Annotated in this window: 21 protein-coding genes; 5 read left to right on the top strand and 16 right to left on the bottom strand. The window is 63.8% G+C overall.

Going from position 1 to position 25,225, the window contains the following annotated elements; genetic code table 11:
- Positions 1–46 precede the first annotated feature (46 nt).
- Positions 47–1,501, bottom strand: coding sequence for an MATE family efflux transporter (locus tag ABIB73_RS09145; protein ID WP_354223207.1), 1,455 nt, complete (start codon positions 1,499–1,501; stop codon positions 47–49).
- A gap of 155 nt (positions 1,502–1,656) precedes the next feature.
- Here ABIB73_RS09145 and ABIB73_RS09140 point away from each other — a divergent pair, with 155 nt between their 5' ends.
- Entirely contained in the window at positions 1,657–2,229 is a 573-nt protein-coding gene (locus ABIB73_RS09140; protein WP_354223205.1) for a TetR family transcriptional regulator, read from the top strand.
- A 24-nt stretch (positions 2,230–2,253) separates the two neighbouring features.
- Here the strand turns inward: ABIB73_RS09140 and ABIB73_RS09135 are convergent, their stop codons facing one another.
- The 13 genes from ABIB73_RS09135 to ABIB73_RS09075 all read right to left on the bottom strand — a co-directional run bounded on the left by ABIB73_RS09135 (position 2,254) and on the right by ABIB73_RS09075 (position 16,416).
- Positions 2,254–5,391 (bottom strand): efflux RND transporter permease subunit, encoded by a 3,138-nt coding sequence (locus ABIB73_RS09135; RefSeq protein ID WP_354223203.1) that lies wholly within the window; start codon positions 5,389–5,391, stop codon positions 2,254–2,256.
- Positions 5,388–6,626 (bottom strand): efflux RND transporter periplasmic adaptor subunit, encoded by a 1,239-nt coding sequence (locus ABIB73_RS09130; RefSeq protein WP_502918418.1) that lies wholly within the window; start codon positions 6,624–6,626, stop codon positions 5,388–5,390. Before ABIB73_RS09130 ends, ABIB73_RS09135 begins: the two co-directional genes overlap by 4 nt.
- A gap of 568 nt (positions 6,627–7,194) precedes the next feature.
- Complete coding sequence (locus ABIB73_RS09125; RefSeq protein ID WP_354223201.1) at positions 7,195–7,530, bottom strand: vWA domain-containing protein; 336 nt, start codon at positions 7,528–7,530, stop codon at positions 7,195–7,197.
- Positions 7,531–7,658: 128 nt separating this feature from the next.
- On the bottom strand, positions 7,659–7,946 hold the full coding sequence (locus ABIB73_RS09120) for a DUF1330 domain-containing protein (RefSeq protein WP_354223199.1): 288 nt from the start codon (positions 7,944–7,946) through the stop codon (positions 7,659–7,661).
- A 10-nt stretch (positions 7,947–7,956) separates the two neighbouring features.
- A complete protein-coding gene (locus ABIB73_RS09115; protein WP_354223197.1) occupies positions 7,957–8,886 on the bottom strand; it encodes an NAD(P)-dependent oxidoreductase in 930 nt (309 codons plus the stop codon).
- Positions 8,887–8,952: 66 nt separating this feature from the next.
- Positions 8,953–10,227 carry an amino acid ABC transporter substrate-binding protein gene (locus ABIB73_RS09110; protein WP_354223195.1) on the bottom strand — a complete coding sequence of 425 codons (1,275 nt, stop codon included), beginning with the start codon at positions 10,225–10,227 and terminating at the stop codon, positions 8,953–8,955.
- Positions 10,228–10,263: 36 nt separating this feature from the next.
- On the bottom strand, positions 10,264–10,995 hold the full coding sequence (locus ABIB73_RS09105) for an ABC transporter ATP-binding protein (protein ID WP_354223193.1): 732 nt from the start codon (positions 10,993–10,995) through the stop codon (positions 10,264–10,266).
- Positions 10,985–11,749: an ABC transporter ATP-binding protein gene (locus ABIB73_RS09100; protein WP_354223192.1), complete on the bottom strand. Its 765-nt coding sequence runs from the start codon at positions 11,747–11,749 to the stop codon at positions 10,985–10,987. Before ABIB73_RS09100 ends, ABIB73_RS09105 begins: the two co-directional genes overlap by 11 nt.
- Positions 11,746–12,744, bottom strand: a complete 999-nt coding sequence (locus ABIB73_RS09095) for a branched-chain amino acid ABC transporter permease (RefSeq protein WP_354223191.1) — start codon at positions 12,742–12,744, stop codon at positions 11,746–11,748. The genes ABIB73_RS09100 and ABIB73_RS09095 overlap by 4 nt, the downstream gene beginning before the upstream one ends.
- Positions 12,744–13,622, bottom strand: coding sequence for a branched-chain amino acid ABC transporter permease (locus ABIB73_RS09090; RefSeq protein ID WP_354223190.1), 879 nt, complete (start codon positions 13,620–13,622; stop codon positions 12,744–12,746). The genes ABIB73_RS09095 and ABIB73_RS09090 overlap by 1 nt, the downstream gene beginning before the upstream one ends.
- Positions 13,623–13,721: 99 nt before the next feature.
- Entirely contained in the window at positions 13,722–14,699 is a 978-nt protein-coding gene (locus ABIB73_RS09085) for a quinone oxidoreductase family protein (protein WP_354224253.1), read from the bottom strand.
- Between the two features lie 38 nt (positions 14,700–14,737).
- The gene (locus tag ABIB73_RS09080; RefSeq protein ID WP_354223189.1) at positions 14,738–15,181 is read right to left on the bottom strand and encodes a cupin domain-containing protein; all 444 of its coding nucleotides are present in this window, start codon (positions 15,179–15,181) and stop codon (positions 14,738–14,740) included.
- A 71-nt stretch (positions 15,182–15,252) separates the two neighbouring features.
- Positions 15,253–16,416 (bottom strand): zinc-dependent alcohol dehydrogenase, encoded by a 1,164-nt coding sequence (locus tag ABIB73_RS09075; protein WP_354223187.1) that lies wholly within the window; start codon positions 16,414–16,416, stop codon positions 15,253–15,255.
- Positions 16,417–16,603: 187 nt separating this feature from the next.
- Here ABIB73_RS09075 and ABIB73_RS09070 point away from each other — a divergent pair, with 187 nt between their 5' ends.
- From ABIB73_RS09070 to ABIB73_RS09060, 3 genes are read left to right on the top strand one after another with little or no spacing between them, the layout of a single operon-like run.
- A complete protein-coding gene (locus tag ABIB73_RS09070; RefSeq protein ID WP_354223185.1) occupies positions 16,604–17,248 on the top strand; it encodes a FadR/GntR family transcriptional regulator in 645 nt (214 codons plus the stop codon).
- 30 nt (positions 17,249–17,278) lie between these two features.
- The gene (locus ABIB73_RS09065; RefSeq protein WP_354223183.1) at positions 17,279–18,364 is read left to right on the top strand and encodes an LLM class flavin-dependent oxidoreductase; all 1,086 of its coding nucleotides are present in this window, start codon (positions 17,279–17,281) and stop codon (positions 18,362–18,364) included.
- A gap of 30 nt (positions 18,365–18,394) precedes the next feature.
- Positions 18,395–19,279, top strand: a complete 885-nt coding sequence (locus ABIB73_RS09060) for a polysaccharide deacetylase family protein (protein ID WP_354223181.1) — start codon at positions 18,395–18,397, stop codon at positions 19,277–19,279.
- Here ABIB73_RS09060 and ABIB73_RS09055 read toward each other — a convergent pair whose 3' ends face one another.
- Positions 19,280–21,601, bottom strand: a complete 2,322-nt coding sequence (locus ABIB73_RS09055) for a molybdopterin guanine dinucleotide-containing S/N-oxide reductase (RefSeq protein ID WP_354223179.1) — start codon at positions 21,599–21,601, stop codon at positions 19,280–19,282.
- Positions 21,602–22,849: 1,248 nt separating this feature from the next.
- Here ABIB73_RS09055 and ABIB73_RS09050 point away from each other — a divergent pair.
- The gene (locus ABIB73_RS09050; protein ID WP_354223177.1) at positions 22,850–24,637 is read left to right on the top strand and encodes a peptide ABC transporter substrate-binding protein; all 1,788 of its coding nucleotides are present in this window, start codon (positions 22,850–22,852) and stop codon (positions 24,635–24,637) included.
- 177 nt (positions 24,638–24,814) lie between these two features.
- Here ABIB73_RS09050 and ABIB73_RS09045 read toward each other — a convergent pair whose 3' ends face one another.
- On the bottom strand, positions 24,815–25,225 hold the full coding sequence (locus tag ABIB73_RS09045) for a lipid-binding SYLF domain-containing protein (RefSeq protein ID WP_354223175.1): 411 nt from the start codon (positions 25,223–25,225) through the stop codon (positions 24,815–24,817).

The following is a 25,225-nucleotide window of genomic DNA, read 5'->3' as shown; positions in this document are numbered from 1 at the left end:
TCCATCCGCCTTCAAAATGGGAACGAACGCGGGTTCGCGCGCTTCGTTACCCGCGTTGCTCGGCGCGCCAGGTCGACGGCGACACCATGATCAGCACGGAGATCGCGGCGTAGGCAGCGAGCGACACCGTGACCATGGTGGCGAGCCCCGTCATTCCCGCGCCAAAACTCGCGACCGCAATCCAGCCGCCGCCGGCCGCGATCAGGATCCGCGCGAGCGAGCCGGCGAGCGGTCCCATCGCACGGCCGGTGCCCTGGGCGGCGAAGGACGTGACGAAACCGAAACCGAGCGCAGCATAGGCCGGCGCCACGATGCGCAGGTAAGTCATGCCCTCGTTCACGACCTCAGCGTCGTGGCTGAAGAGATGCAGCCAGGCGGTCGGGAAGATCGCGACCACCGCGCCGATCGTCCCCGTCATGATCATGCCGGCGACGCCGCTGATCCAGCCGATCCTTTGCGCACGCGCGGTCTGGCCTGCGCCCATATTGACGCCGACCATGGTCAGGGTCGCCGTGCTGATGCCGAACAGCAGCGGGATCATGATGTAGTCGAGTCGCGAGGCGATGCCGTAGCCGGCAAGCGCCGAGGTGCCGAACAGGCCGACCGCGCCGGTGACGAGGATGACGGTGAGGTTGGTCAGCACCGCGTTGAATGCGGTTGGGATGCCGACCTTCAGCATGTCGGCGAAGATCTTTGCGCGCAACGGCACGATGCGCAGCGTCAGGCCGGCCGCGCCCGAAGACATGTAGCGCAGCAGGAACAGCATCGCCGTCCCATAATAGAGGCCGAAGGCAATGCCGGCACCGCCGATGCCGAGCCCCGGGACCGGCCCGAAGCCGAAGATCAGCAACGGCGAAACCGGGATGGTCACGATCGCGCCGATCAGCGTCACCAGTGCGGGCACCTTGACGTTGCCGGAGCCGCGCAGCGCCGCCGCCTGGAGATTCACGATCCAGGCGGGAATCGCGCCGGCGAAGAGATTGTCGGAATAGGCGATGGCGGCGGTCAGCGCTCCGTCGCGGCCGCCGAGCGTGCGGAACAGCGCCGGACCGCCGAGGACCGCACCCAGCGTGAACAGCGCGCCCGCGACGATCGCGAGGATGATGGCATGGAACAATGCCGCATCGGCATCGTCGCGACGGCCGGCGCCGACCGCACGCGCAACTGACGAGGCGACGCCGCTGCCGAACCCGCCATTCGACATCATGGTCATCAGCATGAAGATCGGGAACACCAGCGCGGCGCCGGCCAGCGCATCCGTGCCGAGATAGCCGACATAATAGGCTTCCGCGATGTTGACCGCAGTCTGCGCCACCAGGACGGTCACTGTCGGGGCCGCGAGCTTGAGCAGGGTCGGCAGGATCGGCGCCGTCAGCAGCGCGGCGCGGCGCTGCTCGCTTGCGCCCTGGGCGACCATCGTCGCGGGATGAAGCGGGGCCGCGGTACGCATCGGCGCTTGCGGGGCGGACATGGGCGATGCGGCGACTTCCTCGACTGACATTCGTTCTGGTCCTGCTGTTCCCTGGAGGCCGGCGCCCATCAGGCGGCCGTTGCATTACGCTTATAATCCATTATTATGATCGTAATGCAATAGACAAATTGCTTGCGATTCTGTGCCAGGCCCTCAGGCTAGGCGGCGGGAAGGAGTCCAGGACCATGCGCTACGAAAAAGGACACAAGGACGAGACGCGCCGGCACATTCTCGATGTCGCCTCGGCACAGTTCCGCGAGAGCGGCATCGCCGCGGTCGGCCTCGCCGGCATCATGTCGGAGGCCGGCCTAACCAACGGCGCCTTCTACACGCACTTCGCCTCGAAGGAGGAACTGGTGCGGGAGGTGCTCATGGATGCGCTCACCCGGCGCGAAGAGCGGCACAAGGCTAATCTCGAGACCGGCGTCGCTCTTGAGACCACGATCCGTGATTACCTCTCGACGCGCCACCGCGACCGCGCGGGCACGGGCTGCCCAACCGCCGCGCTCGTCGCCGAGATCGCGCGGCACCCGAAGGCGACGCGCGACGCCTTCACCGGCAAGGTCTCTGACATCGTTGCGCTGATGGCGAAGCAGATTCGGCAGGGCTCCGCGGAGGAACGGCGGCGCAAGTCGATCACGATCTACGCGACCATGGTCGGCGCGTTGCAATTGTCGCGCGCGGTCAACGACAGGCAATTGTCCGAGGAGATATTGGAGAATGCGGTGGAGGCGGCCGTCGCCCTCGCCAACGGGTGACCGCTTCAGACGCAGAGCAGATTGCTAAGCTTGTTCTGGCCTCTGCTTCTTACGCGATAGCCGTTTTGCCGCTTCGCGCCAGTTCTGGAACGTCACGTAGAGCATCGGCACCAGGAAAATACCGATCGAGCTCGCCGCGAGCATACCTCCGAACACCGCCGTGCCGACGGCCCTGCGGCTGATCTCGGCTGCGCCAGTGGCAACCACCAGCGGCACCAGACCGAGGATGAAGGCAATGGAGGTCATCATCACGGCACGAAAACGCATCTGCGATCCCAAGACCGCCGCGTCCACCACCGAACGGCCGGCTTCGCGCTGCTCCTTGGCGAATTCGACGATCAGGATGCCGTTCTTGGCCGCCAGTGCAATCAGCACCACGAGGCCGATCTGGCCATAGAGGTCGAGATTGAGGCCGGCAATCTTGATGGCGAGATAGGAGCCGAGCACACCGACCGTGACCGCCAGCAGCACCGGCACCGGAATGGTCCAGCTCTCGTAGAGCGCCACCAGGAAGAGATAGGCAAACAGCACCGCGAGGCCGAGGATGATTCCGGTCTGCCCGGAGGCCGCCTGCTCCTGGTAAGCCGTCCCGGTCCATTCAAAGGAGTAGCCGGCCGGGAGTGTCGACTTCGACAACTCCTCCATGGCCGCAATGGCCGTTCCCGACGACACGCCGGGCGCGGGTCCGCCGTTGATCGTCACCGAGCGGAAGTTGTTGTAGCGGGTGATGACTTGCGGTCCGGTCACGATCCGCAGGCTCGCGATCGAGCGGATCGGCACCATGTCTCCGGTCGCGTTGCGCACATAGATCTGCCAGATGTCGGGGATGTCGCCACGATTGGCGGCCTCGCCCTGCACATTGACCTGCCAGGTCCGGCCGAACAAATTGAAGTTGTTGACGTAGATGCCACCGAGCGTCGCCTGAAGCGCCGTGAAGACATCGCTCATGTTGAGGCCGAGCGCCTGGGCCTTTGCCCGATCGATGTCGAGATAGATCGACGGATTGGTCGCGGTGAAGGTCGAGAACACACGGGCCAGCCGGGGATCGCGGTTGGCCGCGCCGATCAGCCCGCCCATCACGCTGCCAAGCGCGGCCGGATCCTGACCTTCCAACGCATCGAGCTGATACTCAAATCCGCCCGACGTCGACAGGCCGATGATCGGAGGCAGGTTGAATGGCAGGACGTTGGCCTGGCGAATCTGCGCGCCCTCGCCGAACGTCCGCCGGATCGTCGCCTGCACCGACTCTGCTGCCGCCTGACGATCCCCAAACGGCTTCATACGTGCGACGATAAAGGCGGCATTCGGCTCGTTTCCACCGTCGAGCAGTGAAAAACCGATGATCGCAAGCACGTGGTCAATTTGGGGCATCTTCTTCAGGATAGCCTCGACCTGCTTGGTGACCTGGCTGGTGCGTGCCACCGAGGCGCCGTCTGGCAATTGCACGGCGATGAAGAATGCGCCCTGATCCTCCTCGGGCAGGAATCCCGTCGGCGTGATCTTCGATACGCCGAAGATGCCGCCGGCGAACACCAGCACCGCAACGAGCGACAGCACAGCCATCCGCAACAGCCGACGCACACCACCGGCATAGCGGTCGCGAATCCAGTCGATGCCGCCCAGCACGCGCCCCATGATGCCGCGCCGCGGGCCGGTATGCCGCAGGAACACCGCACAAAGTGCCGGGGACAAGGTCAATGCGTTCAGGGCGGAAATCACCATCGCCGCGCTGATCGTCACGGCAAACTGCCGGAACAGCGTTCCAGAAATGCCCGGGATGAAGGCGATCGGGACGAACACCGACAGCAGCACCAGCGAGATCGCGATGATCGGCGCCGTGATCTGGGTCATCGCCTTCTTGGTTGCATCCGCGGGCGAGAGATCGGGCTCTTCCTCCATTACCCGTTCGACGTTCTCGACCACGACGATGGCGTCGTCCACCACGATGCCGATCGCGAGCACCATGGCGAGCAGCGACACGGTATTGGCGGAGTAGCCGAGCGCAAGAAGCACGGCGAAGGCGCCGATCAGGCTGACCGGCACCGCGACCGCCGGAATGATCGTGGCGCGCAGATTGCCGAGAAACAGGAATACGACGATCACGACGAGAATGAAGGCTTCGCCGAGCGTCTTCAGCACTTCCTTGATCGTGTCGGACACGAAGGTCGTGGAATCATACTGGACGAGATAGCTAAGGCCCGGCGGAAAGCGCGCCGACGCCTTGGTCAGTGTATCCTGCACCGCCTTCGCAGTCGTGACCGCATTGGCTCCTGGCGCCAGATAAATGCCGATCGGCACACCGGGATTGCCGTCGATGCGCGACTCGCTGTCCATGTTCTGGGCACCGATTTCGACGCGGGCGACGTCCTTGATGCGCAGGACCGATCCGTCCGTATTGGCGCGCAACACGATGTTGCCGAACTGGGTGGAGGTCGTCAGGCGCCCCTGCGTCTGCACGTTGAACTGGAACTGCTGCTCATCACTGATCGGGCGCGCGCCGATGCGGCCGACCGGAGCCTGAACACTCTGCGCGCGGATCGCCGCGATCACGTCCGACGGTGCCAGATTGAGGCTGGTCAGCCGCTGGGTGTCGAACCAGATCCGCATCGAATAATTCAGCTTGGCGAACAGCGTCGCCTGGCCGACGCCCGGTGTGCGGGAAATCGCGTCCAGCACGTTGATAATGGCATAGTTGGTGATGAACAGCGGATCCTGCGCGCCGCTCTTGCTGTAGAGCACGATGAACTGCAGCACCGCGGAAGATTTCTTCTGCACGGTCAGGCCCTGGGCCTGCACCTCCGTCGGGAGCTGCGCGAGCGCGCTCTGCACGCGGTTGTTGACGTTGACCGTATTGATGTCGGGATCGCTGCCGAGCGCAAACGACACGGTCAGGGTATAGCTGCCGTCGTTGCCGCTGGTCGACTTCATATAGAGCATCTTGTCGACGCCGACGACCTGCGCCTCCAGCGGCTGCGCGACGCTGGACTCCACGACCTCGGCCGACGCTCCGGGGAAATTGGCGCTAACCGTCACCTGCGGCGGCACGATATCGGGGAACTGCGCCACCGGAATCTGCAACAGCGCAAGCGCACCCGCGATCGTGATGACGAACGCGATGACGATCGCGAGCCGCGGGCGGTCGACGAAGACGGACGAGATCATGGAGACGCACCCGCCGGCTTCGGTCCGATGCCGTCGCGGCCCTTTTGGGCGCCGCTATCGTCCGCCGTCGTCTTCATGCTGGATTGCAACAATGCGCTCGCCGGGCCAGGCGATACGGGCTGCCCCGGCCGCACCCGCTGGAGACCTTCGACGACGACCTTTTCGCCAAGCTTGAGACCACTCGTAATCGAGGCGATGGTCGATGTGGACTGCCCGAGCTGGATGCGCCGCTGCTCGGCCTTGTTGTCGTCACCGACCACATAGACGTATTCACCCTGTTGGTCCGACAGCACCGCCGCGCGGGGGATCGCCAAAACCTCGACCGGCTCGACGCCCTCCAGAAGCACTGTGACAAACTCGCTGTCAGTCAGCTCGCGTACCTCGCCCTGGGTCGCAGACCGCTCATAGAGCGGCGGATTCGGGATCGTGCCGCGCAGCGTGATTGTGTCGGTATTCTGGGCGATGGTGTTGTTGACGAAGTTGAGCTGACCGGTCTGCCCGTAAAGCCGGCCGTCCGACAGTCGGATCCGGATCACGACCGCTTTGAAGCCGCCGCGCGTGACATAGCGCTCGCGCAGGATCAGGGCCTCGCGCACGGACACGGGGAAGACGACGTACATCGGGTCCTGGCTGACGATTGTGGTCAGGACGCCGGAACTCGGCGAAACGACGTTGCCCTGCGTCACCGCCGTGCGGCCGATCATGCCGTCGACCGGCGAACGGATCTGGGTGTAGTCGAGGTTGATTTGCGACTGGTCGACCTGCGCCTGCGCGCCCTGCACCTGGGCTTCGAGGCTTTGCTGATTGGCGACGGCCGCATCGTAGGTCGACTGCTGGCCGGCCGGGCCGCTCAACAACGTCCTTGCGCGGTCGGTCGTCAGCTTGGCGTTGACGAGCGTCGCCTGCAACTGGGCGACCTGGGCCTTCTTTGCCGCAAGGTCGGCTTCGAAGGGGCCGCGCTCGAGCTCATAGAGCAAATCGCCGGTCTTCACCTCGGCGCCTTCGACGAAATTGCGCTTTTCCAGGAAAGCTGTCACGCGAGCGACCACGCTGACGCGATTGGGAGATTCGATGCGTCCCAAAAACTCGTTCGACTCGGTAATGGGCCGCTTGACCGTCTCCATCACGCCGACCGCCGGCGGTCCGGCCTGACCCGTCTGCGCCTTCGCCGGGCTGAACGCACCGAGCGAAACCATTCCAACCACGATGGCACCGGCAGTCCAGTTGATCGTCATCTTCAGCACGCTCACTTCCTCGAGCCCACCGTCTTGCAAGTGACGCCGGCCCCTGCGCGGGTCCGAACCGGGACACATGGTCGCAAACCCTCGGCGGGGACGCAATAGTCCGTGGGGGTGCGCGCGAGCGCGGACCATGCAGAAGGAGCTAGTTCACTTTTTCGGGAACAGGCACGAACGTGGGGTATCGCGTATCCACGTCTGCCGCATCGCAGGCCAATGCGGCATTCCAGCAAGGTAACAATTTGTCAGGTTTTGTTGACCTCATCGTTCGCAGCAGCGCGTGGAAGCACTTGCATCTTAGGCATCTTTTCGTGAACGCTTCGCGGCAACGGCAATGAATCTCTTGGCGGAGCAACACAGCGAAACTTGATGTGTTTGCATCGACCGGGTTAGCGTTGCGCGCGACCTTGAACTTCCCCAAGTTCGTCTAGCTCGCACTGGATCGTCGCCTGAACCTGCTGTCAGGCGGCGGTCCAGTTACATCTTCCTCAGGTCAGGCAGCTTCGCCTTCTCGCGGCGCGTTTCGCTCGCCTCTGGACGGCCCTTGAACGCTGCGTAATTTCCGTCATTTCGATACCCTCAACTTGGAAAGGGCCGTCCCGATCGAGCTGAAGGTCGAGATGACCTCGCTGGCGGACGTCAGGAGAAAGAACTGCGATGTCGAGCTGGCGCAGCTCTTCAGGATCGAGGACGTCGCCTCATTGTCGGTGTTGACCTGGATGGTGTAGACGATGATGCCGGCGCCCTTGATGTTGTTGCACAGCAACGCCTGGCGGGCATCGACCTGGGTCGAATGAGTGCTGCCGTCGCCATACCAGCGGTCCTTGGTGTTCAAGCCGTCCGACAGCAGGATGATCGCCTTGGTATAGGTGTAGCTCGAATCCTCCGTCGGCGCATTCAATGGATTCCTCTGAAGCAGCGACTGCCAGGTCTAGAACCGGCCGATCGGCTGATTGGTCGCTCGCTTTCGCAACGCGACGTTTCCCACCGTAGGATGGGAAACGACCCGAAACAATTTTCTTCGCCGAGCTATTCAATTCCCTCGACAGCCACCATGTGGCGCTCCGAGGTCCCGATCGTGTATTTGAGCGCCTCGCTATATTCTGGCGAGTTGTAGCATTTCACCGCGGCGTCGAGGCTCGGGAAGCGCGCGACGATGCTGCGCTCGTAATTGCCTCCCTCGAGGATCACCTGCTTTCCACCGCGCGCGAGAAACACGCCGCCATGTCTCTCGATCGCAGGTCCCGCGAGAGCGGCGTACTTCGCGTAAGTCTCGGCGTCGGTCACGTGAACGCGTGCGCACCAATAGGCCGGCATGGCTCTTCCTTTACGATTGGGAGGACGAAGCTGTGGGCGCACCAGCGCCACGGTGACGCTCGAAGCCGTTCAGGCGCTCCAGCACGGCGCAGATCGAAGCCGTATCGCGCGCCGCAAAGCCCAGCCCGTCGCCCGCGCGATAGAGCTGTTCCGCGGCCGCGTACACCGGCAACGCGCATCCGAGTTCGGCAGCGAAGCTCGAAATGATGGAGAGATCCTTGAGATGGGTTCGAATGGTCGCGGTCGGGGTGTCGTAGCTGTCGTCCCGCATCAGCGGCCCGCGCATCTGGAACATGCGCGACGTTGCCGCGCTATCCGTGAGTGTGTCGTAGACCAGGCCCGGATCGATCCCCGCCTTCATGCCAAGCAGCATCGCTTCGGCCGCGGCCGCGTTGTGAATCGTCACGAGGTGATTGGCGATGTATTTCATGATGCTGCCGGTGCCGAACCGGCCGAGATAGACCTGTCGCCGCGACATCCCGGCGAACGCTGGCCCGCAACGCGTGAACGCCTGCTCGTCGCCGCTTCCGAGGATCACCAGATCGCCGGTTGCCGCCTGCGCCCCGGTGCCGCTCACCGGGCAATCCAGCAGGACCTTTCCCGCGCCCTCCATCGCGTCCAGTGCCGCGCGCTTTGCGGAGAGAGGCAGCGTCGAACACTCGATCAGAATCTGCCCGGAGCCGCCTGCGCGAATAACACCCGCGGCCCCCTCGACGACCTCGGCGAGAGCGGAGGCGCTTGGCAGCGACGCAAAACTGATCGCGGCAGCTTCCACGACATCTTTCGGCGACGACAGTGCTTTGCCGCCGATATCGACAAGACGATCCCGTGCCAGCGGCACGGGATCGTAACCGACCACGGCAAAGCCTGCCTTGATCAGGTTCCGCGCCATGGCGGATCCCATGATCCCGATACCCAGCATGCCGATCGTTTCAGTCATGACGTCTCGTTTCTTCTTCTGAACGGTGCCCGGAATAGCGCATGCCCGCGCCATTCCGGTGACGCGTCAGTTCTGCGCGTTCTTCTGCGCATTCAGGAAGGGATAGACCAGGTCACCGGACTTGTACTTCGGCGGGAAGATGATCACCTCTTTGCCGGGTTGGGTGAATTGCTGGATGTCATTGCCCTTGATGTTGCGGAACTGGACCGCGAACATGCGAGGCTCGACCCATTCGCCGTCGGGACCGAAGGTGATATCGCCGACCACGGTCTGGAACGTGTTGCCGTGGATGTAGCTGATCAGCTTCTGCTGATCGACGCTGCCGGTCTTGGTCACGGCTTCGCCGAGGATCTGAAGCGCCGAGTAGACGAACGCCGGCACGTAGTACCCCAGCGCGTCGACGCCAACCTCCGCCGCCTTGGCCTGGTACTTCTTCAGCATGTCCTCGATGCCGGGGAACTTGACGGTCGGCTCCGGGATATATTGCTCGAAGCTGACGACGCCGTTGAGAGCCTCGCCAAGCTGCTGCTTGATCGCGGCATATTGGGTGCCGACCATGGCGCCGCCAAACACCTTTGGCTCGAGATTGATCTCGTGCGCGGTCCGGATGATGCCGACCGTATCGGACGGATAGGATGCGACGAACACCAGGTCCGGCGACGTGGCCTGCAAGGCCTTCAGCACCGGCGTGAAGTTCACCGTCGTCGGCGGATAGACCTTGTCATAGACGACGGTGAGGCCGAGCCGCTTGGCATGCATGCGGGCGCCTTCAAGCGCGTTCTTGGAGAATTCCGCGTCCGCCCCGACCAGCGCCACCGTGGTTGGCTTCGGGTTCATCGCCATCGCGTTCTCGAAGAAGCCGCGGGTCAGCGAGTCCTTGCCGTTCGGGCCATAGGGCTGGATCTGGAAGTAGCCGGGATATTTGAACTGCTCGTTGATCGCGAGCGCGAACATTCCCATGATCAGCCGCTTGTGCTGGATGATCGTCGGCATTGCCGGCGCGGTCTGGTTGGTATTGTTCGACAGCAGGAGATCGACCTTGTCGACATCCAGCAGCTTCGAATAAATGCCGGGCACGAGACCGGGATTGCTCTGGTCGTCGTAGGCCACGAGCTCGACCTGACGGCCGAGCAGGCCACCGGCCTTGTTGACCTCGTCGGCCCAGATCTGCGCGCCGAGCAGCGCCGCCTTGCCGTTGCCGGCGAGCGGCCCCGTCAATTGCATGCCGAATCCGATCTTGATCGGATCCGCCGCGCGCGCTGCGCCGGTGGGCACATGCAGCGCGGCAATCATCGTCGAGAGCGCCAGCGTGACGCCCCTCAAACCATTCAGCCGAAACATCCTCACGTCTTCCTCCCTGGTTTATTGTGTCGAGTTCTACGTTCCGAGGTAGTGCTGTCGAATCAGATCGCTTTGCTGCATTTCTTCGGGACTTTCGCCGCGGAACGCGATTTCCCCGTGGACGATCACATAGCCCTTGTCGGCGATCCGCATCGCCTGCGTGAAATTCTGCTCCGCCATCAGCACGGTGAGGTGATAGCGCTCCTTGAGCTGCGCGATCATGTCGATGGTGCGGCTGACGAACAGCGGCGCGAGCCCGACCGAAGGCTCGTCGACGATCAGGATGCTCGGCGCCGACATTAGCGCCCGCCCCAGCGCCAGCATCTGCTGCTCGCCGCCGCTCATCGTGCCTGCTAGCTGCGCGCGGCGTTCCGCAAGCCGCGGGAACGCCTCATAGCAATAAGCCATGTTGTCCTTCAGCCGCGCGCGCGCCGTGGGCCGATAGGCGCCGAGCAGAAGATTCTCCTCGACTGTCAGGCGCGGAAACAACCGCCGGCCCTCCGGGACCAGCGCCACGCCGAGGTCGATGATCTCCTCGGTCTCCTTGCCGATCAGATCATGGTCCTTGCCGTCGATGGTTGCGACGATGCGTCCCGAGGTCGGCCGTACCACGCCCATGATGGTCTTGATCAGCGTGCTCTTGCCGTTGCCGTTGGTTCCGAGCAGCGTCACCGTCTCGCGGGCGGCCACGTTCATCGACACGTTGTGGAGAACGCGGACCGATCCGTAGCCGGCATGGATATTGTCGATGCGAATGCTACTGGCCAAGATATGCCCCTATCACCCGTTCATCGGCAATCACGTCTTTCGGCGCACCGTCCGCGATCTTCTCGCCGGCGACGAGCACCACGAGCCGTTCGGAGAACGCCATCACCGCTCGCATGATGTGCTCGATGAAGATCACGGCGACGCCGCGTTTGTTGAGCGCGAGCAGCAGCGCCAAAATCTCGTTCACCTCCGAATGCGACAAGCCTGCCAGCGCTTCGTCCGACACCAGCAGCGTGGGATCCGTCGCCATGGCGCGCGCGAGCTCCAGCTTGCGCATCTCGACCTGGGTCAGATCGCCGGGCAGACGATGCAGCTTGCCGCCGAGACCGAACTCGCCGAGCAATTCCGTGCTGCGGGCCCGGATCTGCGGCTCGGTCAGGTGCGTGCCGCCGCGCGCATTGACGGCGTAGACCAGCGGGATCCTTAAATTGTCCAGCAGCGACAGGCTGTGGAACGGACGCGGAAGCTGGAAGCTGCGGCCAAGCCCGAGCCGCGCGCGCTGATGGGAGGACAGATTGTCGATCGCCCTGCCCGCAAACGCGATCGAGCCACCATCGGTCCTGAGCGCTCCGCACAGGCAGTTGGTCAGCGTGCTCTTACCGGAGCCATTAGGGCCGATCAGCCCAAGTCTTTCGCCGGGCCGCACGGCGAGGTCGACATTGTTCAGCGCGACGAATCCGCCGAAGCGTTTGGTGATGCCCCGCGCATCGAGAATCAGCTCGCTCGCCGCTGCGGCGCTCGCCCCGATCGTCATTGGCCGCTCCGCTTTTCGGTCACGAGCATCGCGGCGAGCGGATTGGTTTCGGGATCCGCCCTCTTGCCGCCGATGGAACGGATCAATCCCAGAATTCCGTTCGGCGCGGCGATCACGAAGATCACGAGGAGCACGCCGACCATGAGCAGATTGACTGATGACGAGATCAACACCGTCATGGCCTGCTGCATGGTGCCGAGCAGGACCGCGCCGATCACCGGCCCGAGCCAACTCGTGGTCCCCCCGACCAGTGGCATGGCAACGCTGTTCACGGTGTAGGCCAGGCTGAAGGACGAGGTCGGCTCGACATAGGTCAGATAGAAGGGCAGCGGCGCGCCGGCCATTCCCATCAGAGCGCCGCTGATGGCGGCGGCGATCAGCTTGAGCCGCAGCACGGGAACACCGGATGCGGCCGCCGCCGTTTCATCGTCGCGGATCGCGGCAAGGCCAAAGCCGAAGGTCGAGCGCTCGATGACCCGCGCCGTCACGACCGCGGCGACCGCAAGCACCGTCATGAGGAAGAAGAGATAGGCGACATAGCTGCCGAACACCGGCACCTCACTCGGCCGCATGATATAGATGCCGCGCGATCCGCCGACGTAGTCCCAGTTGGTGATGAAGGTCTGGACGACGACGGACAGCGCCAGCGTCGCGATGGTGAAGTAGACACCGCGCAGGCGGATCGTCAAATAGCCCATGGCAACGCCGACGGCGCCGCACAGCACACCGGCGATGGGAATGAGCACCGGAATCGGAAGATCGAGCCATTTGTTCAGAGCGGCAGCACTGTAGAGACCGATCGCGAGGAATGCCGTGGTGCCGAAATTGACGTAGCCGACATAGCCACCGAGGATGTTCCACGCCGTTGCCAGCACAACGTATTGCAGCACGAAATAGGCCGCGAACACGTAGTATTCATTGGTCACGAACATACAGCCAGCGACCAGCGCGATGCCGACGAGGCAGGCGAGAGCGATGAAGCGTCCGTTCGACATCAAGCTCTCCCGAACAGGCCGGCCGGCCTGACCACGAGGGCGATCAGCAGGAAGCCGAATGCGATCGCCGGCGACCATGACGGACCATAGAAGGTCGCGGTGATGCTCTCCGCGACGCCCACGATCACGGCCGCGATGAAGGTGCCCGGCAGCGAGCCGATACCGCCGAGGACGCAGATCGCAAAAATCCGGCCGATATAGTCGCGCCCCATGGACGGCTCGACCGGCTGGAGAATGATGAGGAAGGCGCCGGCCATCGCCGCAGTCGCCGTGGAGAGGCCGAAGGCGATACGCTTGATGCGAACGGGTGCTGCGCCCATGAGCTGAAGCGCGAACTTGTCCTGCGCCACCGCCATGATGGCACGCCCGGTGAAGGTGCGCGTGAAGAACAGTTGCAGGCCGATCAGCAGAATGACGGAGGCCAGGAACGGAATCAGCATCCTGACCGGCAGCGAGACCGGCCCGAAGTTGTAGGACGGGCCGATATAGGGCGCTTCGACCAGGCGATAATCGACGCCGAAGATCAGCTGAAGGCCGACCTCGGTGATGAACAGCAGGCCGAAGAAGAACGCAAGGCCGCGGATCAACTGCGTTCCACGCCGCTCGAAGGCGATTTCGTAGGCGCTATAGAGCAGCGTCCCGAGGAAGTAGAACGGAACCGTCGCGAGCACGCCGACCAGGATCGGATCCCAGCCGAACTTGGAATTCAGCACGTAAACAATGAACGATCCGAGCAGGATGAGCGCCGGATGCGCAATGTTGCTGATTCCGAGCATGCCGAACGCGATCGAGATGCCGACCGCCATGGCGGCGTAGAAGCCGCCGACGAGAATGCCGGACACGATGGAATCGAGCAATAGCCCTGCGACTTGTCCCATCCGTTCCCGGCCTCCTCCTGTTTGCGCACGCAATGGACGTTGTTGTTCTTGTTTCGGCGGTGTCATGGAGGCGGTACTTTTCCGCCTCCATCGACAAATTCAGGGTATCAGCAGCGACGACCCTCGGGTTGATCCGGCCTCGAGATCACGGTGGGCGGCGGCCGCCTCGGACAGGGCATAACGGTGCCCGATCATCGGCTTGATCACGCCCTTGCCGACCAGATCGAACACGGCGGCTGCCGAAGCTAGCAGATCGTCGCGCGCGGCGATGTAGGTCGCAAGCGTCGGCCTTGTATAATAGAGTGATCCGTTCTTCTGGAGCAATGCCGCCTCGAGCGGCGGCGGCGCGCCGGTGGTGGCGCCGAAGGTGACGAAGAAACCGCGCGGGGCGAGCGAGGCCAGCGTCGCCTCAAAGCTGTCCTTGCCGACGGAATCATAGGCGACCGCGACGCCCTTGCCGCCCGTCAGTGCCTTCACCCGCTCGGGGATGCGTTCGGTCTTGCGGTCGATCACGGCATCATAGCCGTGCGAGAGCGCCAGAGCCCCCTTCTCCCCGCCGCTGGTCACACCGATCATGCGGGCGCCGAGATGCTTGCCCCATTGACCGGCGATCAGACCGACGCCGCCCGAGGCGGCATAGAACAGCACCTGCTGTCCCGGCTTGACCGGAACACATCGATTCAAGAGGTACTCCGCCGTCATGCCCTTCATCAGCACGGCCGCAGCAGCTTCGTCGCTCACGGACTGCGGAATGGGGACGAGGCGTGCGGCCGGCATCAGCCGGTGGGTCGCATAGGCGCCGGGCGCCGAGCCACCATAGGCGACGCGGTCGCCGACCTTGAATTCGCTAACGCCTTCGCCAACGGCTTCGACCACGCCCGTGGCTTCCGCGCCGAGGCCAGCCGGCAGATCCAGCGCATAAGAGCCGTCGCGGAAATAGACGTCGATGAAGTTAAGTCCGATCGCGGTCTGCCGCATCAACACCTCGCCCTTTCCGGGCGCGGCCAATTCGACCGTCCCCAGTTTCAGGACGTCTGGCCCGCCCTGCGCGGCCATGCGAATTGCCTTGGCTTTCATACCCATCCCCAAAATTCCTGCGTGGCAATCCTGCCCGGTTACGATGCCATTCTGATGTCAGCGCCTTCCGGAATCCTCAACCGCACGCTGTCGGGGACCGTCAAAGGCTTGTTGGCACTGTCGAGGAATTCGACCGTGGTGAAGAGCAGGTCCGTGTTGCCGATGTTCTCGACCGCATGCACCATGTACTCACCCGCGCCGAAGGCGAGATGCCTGGTCTCGCCCCTATAGTGCTCGACATCGACGATGCGGCCGTCCTCGAAATAGCCGCGCGCCTTGCCCGGATTGTGCGCCGTCCAGAAATAGGTCAGCACGTGGCGATGGAAGCCGCAGCGCTTGCCCGGAGCAATCGACAGATGCCACACGCGCACGCGGTCGGTCTCGGACACCAGCACGCTGCCGACACAACCGCTGTTGCGCCCCTCCTCGAATTCGCGCTGCAATTCGATGGGCCAATGTGCGCGTGGATTTGAGTCTGACATGAGCTCGTTTCCTTCCAGATGCTAGCCGTTGTCGCAGGCATGATTCAGGCGACGCCGATCAGGCGACGTCATCACGCCACTTCTTTCTTGGTCTGGGTGACCACGCCGCGGGTCTTGACGACGACCTTGATGGCATCGTCGATGCGATTGCGCGCGTAATGCAGCGCCATCGGCAGGTCGGTGAGGGGGAATGTATGGGTATGAATGAGCGTGGCATCGAAACGCTTGGCCGCCATCAGCGCCATGGCGCGGTGTGTCGCGCTTTTGCCTTCGCCGCGAATGCCGTAAACGTAGATATTGTTCTTCACCAGCGCGCCGATGTCGGCGAGCACCGGCTCGTGCGGGAAGGCAGCGAGGCAGATCTTTCCGCCGCGATTGACCATCTTCGCGGCTTCGTTGATCGCCGTATCGGTACCGGCACATTCGACGACATAGTCGGCGCCGCGGCCCGTCATCTGCTTGACGACCGCGACGAGGTCCTCGTTGTGCACATTGACGATGCGATCGGCCCCAAGCTTGGCGCCGATGGCGAGCCGGGCATCGCGGGTACCTGACAGGATCACCGGACTGGCGCCGAGCGCTTTCGCAACGGCCACGGCGAGAAGGCCGATGGGGCCCGGCCCGGTGACGACCACGCTTTCGCCGGCAACGAGGCCGCCGAGTTCGGTGAGGCCGTACATGGACGTGCCGGCGGTGACGACCAGCGTCGCCTCTTCGTCGGTCATGTCGTCGGGGACACGCGACAGCGTATTGATGTGGTTGATGGCGTATTCGGCGAAGCCGCCATCCGTCGTAAAACCGTTGGCGCGATGGCCCTTGTCGACATTGCCGTAGTTCAGGCCGTAGTTGTGGCACGAGGTGTACATGCCCTGCCGGCACCGCTTGCACTGGCCGCAGCCGGCATGGATCTCGACCGTGACGCGCTCGCCAACTTTGTATTCATCGACGCCGGGGCCGAGTGCTGCGACCGTTCCCATGTACTCGTGGCCCGGCGTGAAATTCTTGTTGAAGGGCGGACCACCCTGGATCAGCGCCGGCGTTCCATGCTCGATGATCTCCAGATCGGTTGCACAGATCGCGACTGCATCGATGCGCACGAGCACCTCCGCCCGCTTCGGCATCGGCACCGGCTTCTCAGTCAGGCGGAGCTGCCCTGGGTCGCCCAACACCCAGGCCTTCATGGTGTCGGGAACGGGCATGTCGGTTGACGTGTGAACGCCAGCGGCCTCGACCATCGCAACGATCCTCACCTATTGGTCAACCAATTTTCGCAATTGGCCTTTTGATTGGTTGAAGCGTCGCCTTCGAACCTGCTGCTGTCAACGCCTAAGTTTCAGCACCGTCGTTTTGGTCTTGCATTTGTGAAGACAATGCGCGTGAAATACAGATTGGTTGATATTGGTTGCGAAGAGGACTGGACCAGTGTTCGATTTGTTGGCTCGATTGACTGAAGGCGGTCCCGGCACGCGCCTTCCTCCGGAGCGACAACTCGCGGCGCAGTTCGGCGTTTCGCGCAACGAGATCCGCAAGGCGCTGGCGCGGCTTGAATTGGATGGCCGCCTCTCGCGCGAGGTCGGTCGCGGCACGTTCATCCGCGCGCCTGCGGACGCCGGCTCCTCCGATCTCGATGCGCTGCGCGACAGCACCAGTCCGCGCAACGCGATGGAGGCTCGGCTCGTGCTCGAGCCGGAGATCGCAAGCCTCGCCGCGGTCAACGCCACCTTCAAGCAGATCGAGGGCATGCGCGTCTTGGCGCGGCAGATGCGCGAAGCCGAGACATGGAAGGATTACGAGACGCTGGACGGGCGGCTGCATCGGCTGATTGCGGAGGCGACCGGAAATCCACTGCTGTCGGCGATCCATCAAACCGTCGACGACGTGCGGCGCGCCGTGGTCTGGCGATGGCTCGACACCAGGCCGGCGCGTCCGCCCGAGGATTATTCGTCCTTCGCCGAGCACGACGCCCTCATCGATGCGATCGAGCAGCGCGATCGCATCAGGGCAATGGAGGCGATGCGCCGGCATTTGAGGACCACCGTGGACAAGCTGATGGGGACGCAGGCTTGAGCTCCACGCGCAACTGATAGGGTACCGGACATGAAGCTGGGTTTCTTCACGATGCCGATCCATCCACTGGACAAGGATTGGCGGCTGTCCTTGCGGGAGGATCGCGAGGCGTTCCTGCTGGCCGACGAGCTCGGCTTTTCCGAGGCCTACGTCGGCGAGCACGTCACCGACCGGGCCGAGAACATCACGTCCTGCGTCGCCTTCCTCGCCTGGATCGCCGCCGCCACCAAGCAGATCAAGCTCGGCACCGGCACGGTGAACATGCCCAACGTGCATCCGGCCACCGTCGCCGCCACCATCGCGATGCTGGACCACATGCTCGACGGGCGGTTGATCTTCGGCATCAGCCCGGGCGGCCTGCTTTCGGACGCCGAGCTGTTCGGCACGCTCGAGCGCGATCGCAACGCGATGTTCCTCGAGGCGATCAACCAGGTGCTGCAGATCTGGGCGAGCGAGCCGCCCTACAATATCGAGGGCAAGTTCTGGAACATCACGACGCAGAAGACGCTGATGGCCGATATTGGCCAGGGCTTCATCGGCCGCCCCTTGCAGCGGCCGCATCCCCCGATCGTCGTCACCGCCGTCGCGCCGTTCTCGAAGGGCGTCACTGAGGCCGCCGCGCGCGGTTGGGACCCGATCTCGGCCAACTTCCTGATGCCGATGTGGGTGAAGAGCCACTGGCCGAAATATGTCGAGGGCTGCGAGCGCGTCGGCAGGACCGTTGACTTCGCCAACTGGCGCGTGGCCAAGAGCGTGTTCGTAGCGCAAGACATGGCAACCGCGAAGGCCTACGCCACCGATCCGGATAGTCCTTACGTGTATTACTATCGCTCCCTCTTCACCAAGCTGAAGCGCAACGGGCGCATCGAGCTGTTCAAGACGCGGCGCGATCAGCCGGATGACGAGGTCACGCTGGAGTCGGTGTGCGACAGACTGATCATCTGGGGCACGCCCGACAGCGTCGCCGACCAGATCCTGGCGCTTCAGGACGAGGTCGGCCAATTCGGCACGCTGCTCTACGCCGGCAAGGACTGGAGCGACCGCGAGCTCGGACGCCGCTCGATGATCCTGATGGCCGAGCAGGTGATGCCGCGCGTCGCCGCCGGCACGAGATAGTTTCAATCCTCTCACGACAGGAGGCTCGCGATGGCCCTCAGTGACCGAATTCCCTATCAGGCCCTGATCGACCGGCCGAAGCTGACGCTGCCGAACGGCAAGCGCCTCGCGGTGTGGGTGATCCTCAATGTCGAGGAATGGCGGATCGAGAACGCGATGCCGCGCGTCGTCCTGAGCCCGCCGATGGGACAGCCGCTTTTGCCCGATATCCCGAACTGGTCGTGGCACGAATACGGAATGCGCGCCGGCTTCTGGCGGCAGTTCAAGGCGCTGACGGATCGCAACATGCCGGTCACGCTGGCTGCCAATGCCGATGTCTGCAACGCCTATCCGCGTGTTGCATCCGCCGCGCGCGAAGCCGGGTTCGAATTCATGGGCCACGGCTTCATGCAAGGCCCGATGCACAGGCTTCCCGACCAAGCCGACGCGATCAAGCGGTCGGTCGAGACCATCGCAAGCTTCACCGGGCGCGCACCGCGTTCGTGGGAGAGTCCAGGGTTGACCGAGACCGAGGAGACGCTCGACCTGTTGCGCCTCAACGGCATCGAGTACGTCGCGGACTGGGTGATCGACGACCTGCCGCAGGACATCGCGACGCCGCACGGCACCATCACGACGATCCCCTATACGGTCGAGACTAACGACATCGTCGTCCACGCGCTCCAGCATTTGCCGTCCGACCAGTTTTTGAAGCGCGGCATCGATCAGTTCGACCGGCTTTATCTCGAAGGCGCCGACAATGCGCGCGTGATGGCGATCTCGATCCATCCCTACATCACCGGCGTGCCGCACCGGATCAAGTACCTCGAACAGCTGCTCGACTACGTCATCGGACACGACGGAGTCGCCTTGATGACCGCGAGCGAGATCGGAGACTGGTATCGCGCGGAGATGGCGAGGATCTCGCGCGCTTAGCTACACCGGATCGAACGCGCGGATCGGCGGCAGATTGCCGGCGAACTTCTCGACCTCGACCGTGGTTAGCTGGCCGGTGCAGCCTTGCGCGAAGGACGAGGTGCCGATGTCGCGGGTCAGCACATTCGGATTGCCGTGAACGCAGAGCGGCGCGTCGTCCTCGGGATCCATCGGGTCGTACCAGGCGCCGGTCGGCAGCTGGACGACGCCGGGCGCGATGCCGTCGGTGACGTTCACCGCGGCAAGGCAGGCCCCGCGGTCGTTGAACAGGCGGATGATGTCGCCATCCTTGATACCGCGAACATCAGCGTCGCGCGGATTCATGCGCGCGACCTCGCGGCCGCGATGTTTTGCAGCCAGCGAATGTCCGCCGAAATCGAGCTGGCTGTGCAGACGCGTCACCGGCTGGTTGGCGACGAGGAAGCACGGCGAGCCGGGTTTGGGCATGTCGGTCTTGTCAAGCCAGACCGGATGGCCCGGGCAATCCGCATCGCCATGGCCCGCGATCTTCTGCGAGAAGATCTCGATGCGTCCGCTCGGCGTCGGCAGGGCGTGCGCGACCGGATCCTCTCGAAAGCGGCGCAGCCGGCCGCCATCGTCGGGCTGTTGCGGCACGATCAGGCTGCCGCGCTGCCAGAATTCCTCGAAACTCGGGGCCTCCAGGCCGCGCGCTTCGAGCGAGGCGCGGGTCGGCTCGTAGAGATGTTCGAGCCATTCCCTTGACGTGCGGCCTTCGGTGAAGGGCTCGCGCGCGCCGAGGCGATCGGCGAGATCGGCAAAGATCTCGTAGTCGTCGCGCGCCAGGCCAAACGGCTCGGCGATGCGATGCATGGCGACCATCAGCGGATCATTGGTGGAATAGCCGATGTCCTCGCGCTCGAGCGTCATGGTCGAGGGCAGCACGATGTCGGCGTGCCGGGCCGTCGCGGTCCAGGCCAGCTCGTGCACGACCAGCGTGTCGACTTGCGCGAACGCCTTGCGCAGGCGGTTGATGTCCTGGTGGTGATGGAAGGGATTGCCGCCGGCCCAGTAGACGAGGCGGATGTCCGGATAGATGCGCGTCTCGCCATTGTAGCGATAGGTGCTGCCGGGATTGAGCAGCATGTCGGCGATGCGCGCCACCGGAATGAAATCCCGCACGCCATTGCGGCCCTGCCCCAGCGTCGGCCCCGGCACGTCGTTGACGCGGCGGCCGTAATAGCCGATCGCACCGAGCGAATAGGCGTAGCCGCCGCCGGCAAGGCCGATCTGGCCAAGTGCTGCGGCCAGCACCATGCCCATCCACACCGGCTGCTCGCCATGCTCGGCGCGCTGGAGCGAATGCGAGACGGTGATCAGCGCGCGCTTTCCGGCGAGGCGACGCGCCAGTTGCCTGATCGTGTTTGCGTCGACACCGCAGATCGCGGCGGCCCATTCGGCGTGCTTGGGTTGGCCATCGCTCTCGCCGGTGAGATAGCGCAAAAACACCGGCCAGCCTTCGGTGTAGCGATCGAGGAAGGCCTTGTCGTGCAGGCCCTCGCGCACAAGCGTGTGGACGATGCCAAGCATCAGCGCGGTATCGGTGCCGGGCGTGCATGTCATCCATTCGGCGCCGGCCTCGACAGGCAGATCGTCGCGTAGCGGGCTGATCAGGATGAACTCGCAGCCGCGCCGGCGCGCCGCTTCCATGGCGCCGCGCTCGACATGCTTGCTGATCGAGCCGCCCGCCACCATGGAGTTCTTCAGCGCCATGCCGCCGAACGCCAGCACGATGTCGGTATCAGTCGCGATCTGCTCCCAGGTGACGTTGCGCTTGGTGATGTCTTCGTAGCCCGCCATGATCTGCGGCAACAGCACCGAGGACGCACCCGAGGAATAGGAATTCACCGATCGCACATAGCCGCCCATCGCGATGTTGAGGAAGCGGTGAACCTGGCTCTGGGCGTGGTGGAGGCGCCCCGCGCTCGACCAGCCATAGGAGCCGCCGAACACAGCGCCGGGGCCGCGCGTGTCGCGGATGCGCGCCAGCTCGTCCCCCAACAGGTCGAGCGCCTTCTCCCAGCTCACGGAGACGAACTCGTCGCGGCCGCGCCGATCATCGGGACCGGGCCCGCGTTCGAGCCAGCCGCGGCGGATCGCCGGCTGGGCAATGCGCGCCTGGTGGCGCAAGGCACCCGGAAAATTATCGATGATGCCGTTCGGATCGGGGTCGCCCGCATACGCTCGAACCTCGAGCCCGGCTTCGCTGTGACGCGCGGAAAACACGCCCCAATGCGAGGTGTGCGGCTTGAAACCGTCCGACAAATCTAGGCCGGGATCGGGGAAGCCAATCGTATCATCCATCGCACGGTCCTCATCGCGGAGTGCCGCTCGGGCTCGCGGCCGGAGCAACTCATCGCGGCAGTATAATGAGGCGCTCTGTCGAAGGGCAACGGATTACCGGTGCAGGGAACCCAGAGCATAGCGGCATCGCGCAGATTGCAGTCGTCACCAAGCATGGACCCGGTTCACCCCTCTCGTGTCCGGGACGCGCCGCGTTGCTGCGCAGAGCCGGGACCCATGCCGCATGAACTGTACTCTTGGAGAGATGGGCCCCGGCTCTGCAGCGCACCGCTGAAGGAGCGCTGCGCTTGGGGCGCGAGAGTGAATTCCATTCTCGCATTTGTCTTGATCGCAGGCGCGCCAAGTCGTCCCCGCGGCTGATTTCGCCCGAGCTTTGCTTCGTCGCTCCACCCTCGTTAGCCAAGAGGGCGCAGGGAAGGCCGGGTGCCGGCTGGCACCCGCGGTCCGCTGCGCGAAAGGGTGCGCAAAGAGACCGCACAGCAGCATACAGGTGTAGCCAATCACTCGGCCTTCCCTGCGCAGTGGGTTGACGGCTTATGCCGTGCTCTCCCGGGAGCCGAGTTCGTTCTGGCCTCCCTCGCCCTCGCGAATTGACGGCGGACGCTTGCCCGGTTGAGCTCGCTTCCGCCTCCGCAAGAGCTTGACCGTAGCGACGACGGCCAGGACCACACGGTTTTGCCGTACGCACGGCTCGCTTGCTCGCCGCATTATCTCCCGACGTTGTCGACGTTGCCGGAAGAATGCTGGCGAGACGAACCTGACAGCGCCGCTCATCTAGCACGAAGTTTTGGGCTCACGGAGAGCAATCCGCCCTGCCCTTAACCTCTCGCGCCCGACGCTGCCGCGTCCACCGCAAGCCCGGCTCGCGAAACATGACGACACAAGATCGCCCCTCAAGGTCGAGCCGGGATGCACGACACATACGCGAAAACCGAATTTCGGTAAAGTGGAATATTTTTGTGGCGAGGGGTTGACGGGCGAGCGAAACAGGCCCGACAGGCTCTCGTAGAAGCCCGGATGAAGCGGAGCGCAATCCGGGGCAGATGCCGTGGCGAAAGATCTGTCCCGGATTGCGCTCCGCTCCATCCGGACTACCAACCTGCGCCGTCACACCGACATGCGGCGTTTCATCGCAAGCCCACGATTCAAATCAGTGCCCTCATCTTTGACTCCACGAGGCCCGAAATCCTGAGTTAGAGTGCAGTTGCGGCCGGTGACGACTTTTCTTTGAAGGGTGGAGACCATCTGATGAACGAAAACGAAATCCGCAAGGCGATCGCGGAGGTGAAGCAAGGCACGCTGTCGCGACGCTCGTTCATTCAGACAATGGCTGCGGTTGGGATCGCAGCGCCGGTCGCGAGCCAGATCCTGCTCTGGAACGACGTGGCGATGGCGGACGCCACGCTTGCCTACAAGCCGACCAAGGCCGGCGGCGGCGGCCCGCTCAAGATCCTGATCTGGCAGGCACCCACCCTGCTCAATCCGCATTTCGCGATCGGCACCAAGGACCAGGTCGCCTCGCGCATCTTCTTCGAGCCGCTCGCCGGCTGGGACAAGGAAGGCAATCTCATTCCCTGCCTCGCCGCCGAGGTACCGACCAGGGCGAACGGCGGCCTCTCGGCGGACGGCATGAGCGTGACCTGGAAGCTGAAGCAGGGCGTGACATGGCATGACGGCAAGCCCTTCACCGCCGACGACGTCGTCTTTACCTGGACCTACGCTGCGGATCTCGCGACGGCCGCGTACACCACGGGGTCCTACAAGGACATCAATGTCGAGAAGATCGACGACCACACCGTCAAGGTGATCTTCAAGGCGCCAACCCCGTTCTGGGCCGACCCCTTCGTCGGCTCGGTCGGCCAGATCCTGCCAAAACATCTCTTTGGCGACTATGCCGGCGCAAAGTCGCGCGACGCGCCGGGCAATCTGAAGCCGGTCGGCACCGGCCCGTACCGGTTCGTCGAGTTCAAGCCGGGCGACATGCTCAGGGCCGAACGCAACCCCGACTATCACGTCAAGAACCAACCGCATTTCGACACGCTCGAGATCAAGGGTGGCGGCGACGCGGTGTCCGCCGCGCGTGCCGTGCTGCAAACCGGCGAATACGACTATGCCTGGAACCTGCTGGTGGAGGATGAGGTCCTCAAGCGCATGGAGGCCAGCGGCAAAGGCAAGGTGGAATTCACGCTCTCCGGGGGCGTCGAGTTCATGATCCTCAACACGACGGACCCGTGGACCGAGGTCGACGGCGAGCGCTCCAGCGTCAAGACGAAGCACCCGACGCTGTCCGATCCCGCAGTTCGCAAGGCGATCAACCTCGTGATCGATCGCGAGGCGATCCAGAAATTCATCTACGGCCGCGGCGGCATCGCAACGGCGAGCTTCGTCAACCAGCCCTCGCAGTTCAAGTCGAGCAAGCTTAAATACGAGTTCGACGTCGACAAGGCGAACAGGATCCTCGACGAGGCAGGCTGGAAGATGGGCGCGGACGGCGTCCGCGAGAAGGACGGCAAGCGGCTCAAATATGTCTTCCAGACATCGATCAACGCCCCGCGCCAGAAGACGCAGGCCATCATCAAGCAGGCCTGCCAGCGCGCCGGAATCGAGATCGAGATCAAAGCGGTTACCGCCTCGGTGTTCTTCTCGTCTGACGTTGGCAACCCCGACACCTACTCGAAATTCTATTGCGACATGGAGATGTACAACACAACGCAACCGCAGCCCGATCCGGAGCGGTTCCTGAATCAGTGCGTCTCCTGGGAAATCTCGACCAAAGACAACAAGTGGCTCGGCCGAAACGTTTCGCGCTGGTCCGATCCGCAGGCCGACAAGGCCTACAAGGCCGCGCAGAAGGAGCTCGATCCAGTCAAGCGCGCCGCGCTGCTGATCAAGGTCAACGAGATCTTCTGCGAGGCCAACGTGCTGGTGCCGCTGCTCTCGCGCAACATCGTCGGCGGCGCCGTCAATAGCCTGATGGCCGACATCTCAGGGTGGGACGTCACGACGTGGAATCTGGCGAGCTGGTATCGGAGTTGATGGCGGACGCAGGATTGTCGCGAACGCTTTCTCCACATCGTCACTGCGAGCGGAGCGAAGCATCCAGAATCCCTCCGCGGAAAAACGCTGGATTGCTTCGCGGCACCCGCAATGACGGAGCTGCCTTGATGGTGAAAAGATTCACTCCGCGATGGACGAGAACGGGCTCTCGCAAACTTACTTCAGCGATATCGTGATCTCGCTCAGATTGGCGGCAAACTCCATTCCCGCCTTTGGTCCTTGCAGCACGATCACGACGCCCTTGTCATTTCGCAAATGGACGCCGCCCAATCCGCCAACAAATGCGCCGCCTCCGCCCACGGAACTATAGCTGCCGGCGAAGTCGCCGACTTCGCGGATGCCCGAAGCCCGGCCCTCGAAACGGCCGACCGTCGCGCCGGCGGTGATGCCGAAGCTCAAGCCAGACACCCGGAACGGGTAGTTGCGGCCACGATACGTCAGGATGCCGCTGCCGGTGGCGCCGCCCACCAGCAAACCGGCCTTTACGATCCTGACCCGGACATCGCCGGAGGCCTGCGCGAAGGACGGCGTCGCCGGGACGGCGAATACCAACAGCGCGAGCGCCAA

This window comes from Bradyrhizobium sp. F1.4.3, assembly GCF_040548375.1.
In the GTDB taxonomy this organism is placed as follows: domain Bacteria; phylum Pseudomonadota; class Alphaproteobacteria; order Rhizobiales; family Xanthobacteraceae; genus Bradyrhizobium.
This window is presented reverse-complemented; position numbering and strand designations above follow the sequence as displayed.

Excerpts from the sequence above, each read along its gene's own strand:
- ABIB73_RS09145 (WP_354223207.1), bottom strand. The coding sequence starts at position 1,501 with ATGTCAGTCGAGGAAGTCGCCGCATCGCCCATGTCCGCCCCGCAAGCG.
- ABIB73_RS09140 (WP_354223205.1), top strand. The coding sequence starts at position 1,657 with ATGCGCTACGAAAAAGGACACAAGGACGAGACGCGCCGGCACATTCTC.
- ABIB73_RS09135 (WP_354223203.1), bottom strand. The coding sequence starts at position 5,391 with ATGATCTCGTCCGTCTTCGTCGACCGCCCGCGGCTCGCGATCGTCATC.
- ABIB73_RS09130 (WP_502918418.1), bottom strand. The coding sequence starts at position 6,626 with ATGACGATCAACTGGACTGCCGGTGCCATCGTGGTTGGAATGGTTTCG.
- ABIB73_RS09120 (WP_354223199.1), bottom strand. The coding sequence starts at position 7,946 with ATGCCGGCCTATTGGTGCGCACGCGTTCACGTGACCGACGCCGAGACT.
- ABIB73_RS09115 (WP_354223197.1), bottom strand. The coding sequence starts at position 8,886 with ATGACTGAAACGATCGGCATGCTGGGTATCGGGATCATGGGATCCGCC.
- ABIB73_RS09110 (WP_354223195.1), bottom strand. The coding sequence starts at position 10,227 with ATGTTTCGGCTGAATGGTTTGAGGGGCGTCACGCTGGCGCTCTCGACG.
- ABIB73_RS09100 (WP_354223192.1), bottom strand. The coding sequence starts at position 11,749 with ATGACGATCGGGGCGAGCGCCGCAGCGGCGAGCGAGCTGATTCTCGAT.
- ABIB73_RS09095 (WP_354223191.1), bottom strand. The coding sequence starts at position 12,744 with ATGTCGAACGGACGCTTCATCGCTCTCGCCTGCCTCGTCGGCATCGCG.
- ABIB73_RS09090 (WP_354223190.1), bottom strand. The coding sequence starts at position 13,622 with ATGGGACAAGTCGCAGGGCTATTGCTCGATTCCATCGTGTCCGGCATT.
- ABIB73_RS09085 (WP_354224253.1), bottom strand. The coding sequence starts at position 14,699 with ATGAAAGCCAAGGCAATTCGCATGGCCGCGCAGGGCGGGCCAGACGTC.
- ABIB73_RS09080 (WP_354223189.1), bottom strand. The coding sequence starts at position 15,181 with ATGTCAGACTCAAATCCACGCGCACATTGGCCCATCGAATTGCAGCGC.
- ABIB73_RS09075 (WP_354223187.1), bottom strand. The coding sequence starts at position 16,416 with ATGGTCGAGGCCGCTGGCGTTCACACGTCAACCGACATGCCCGTTCCC.
- ABIB73_RS09065 (WP_354223183.1), top strand. The coding sequence starts at position 17,279 with ATGAAGCTGGGTTTCTTCACGATGCCGATCCATCCACTGGACAAGGAT.
- ABIB73_RS09060 (WP_354223181.1), top strand. The coding sequence starts at position 18,395 with ATGGCCCTCAGTGACCGAATTCCCTATCAGGCCCTGATCGACCGGCCG.
- ABIB73_RS09055 (WP_354223179.1), bottom strand. The coding sequence starts at position 21,601 with ATGGATGATACGATTGGCTTCCCCGATCCCGGCCTAGATTTGTCGGAC.
- ABIB73_RS09050 (WP_354223177.1), top strand. The coding sequence starts at position 22,850 with ATGAACGAAAACGAAATCCGCAAGGCGATCGCGGAGGTGAAGCAAGGC.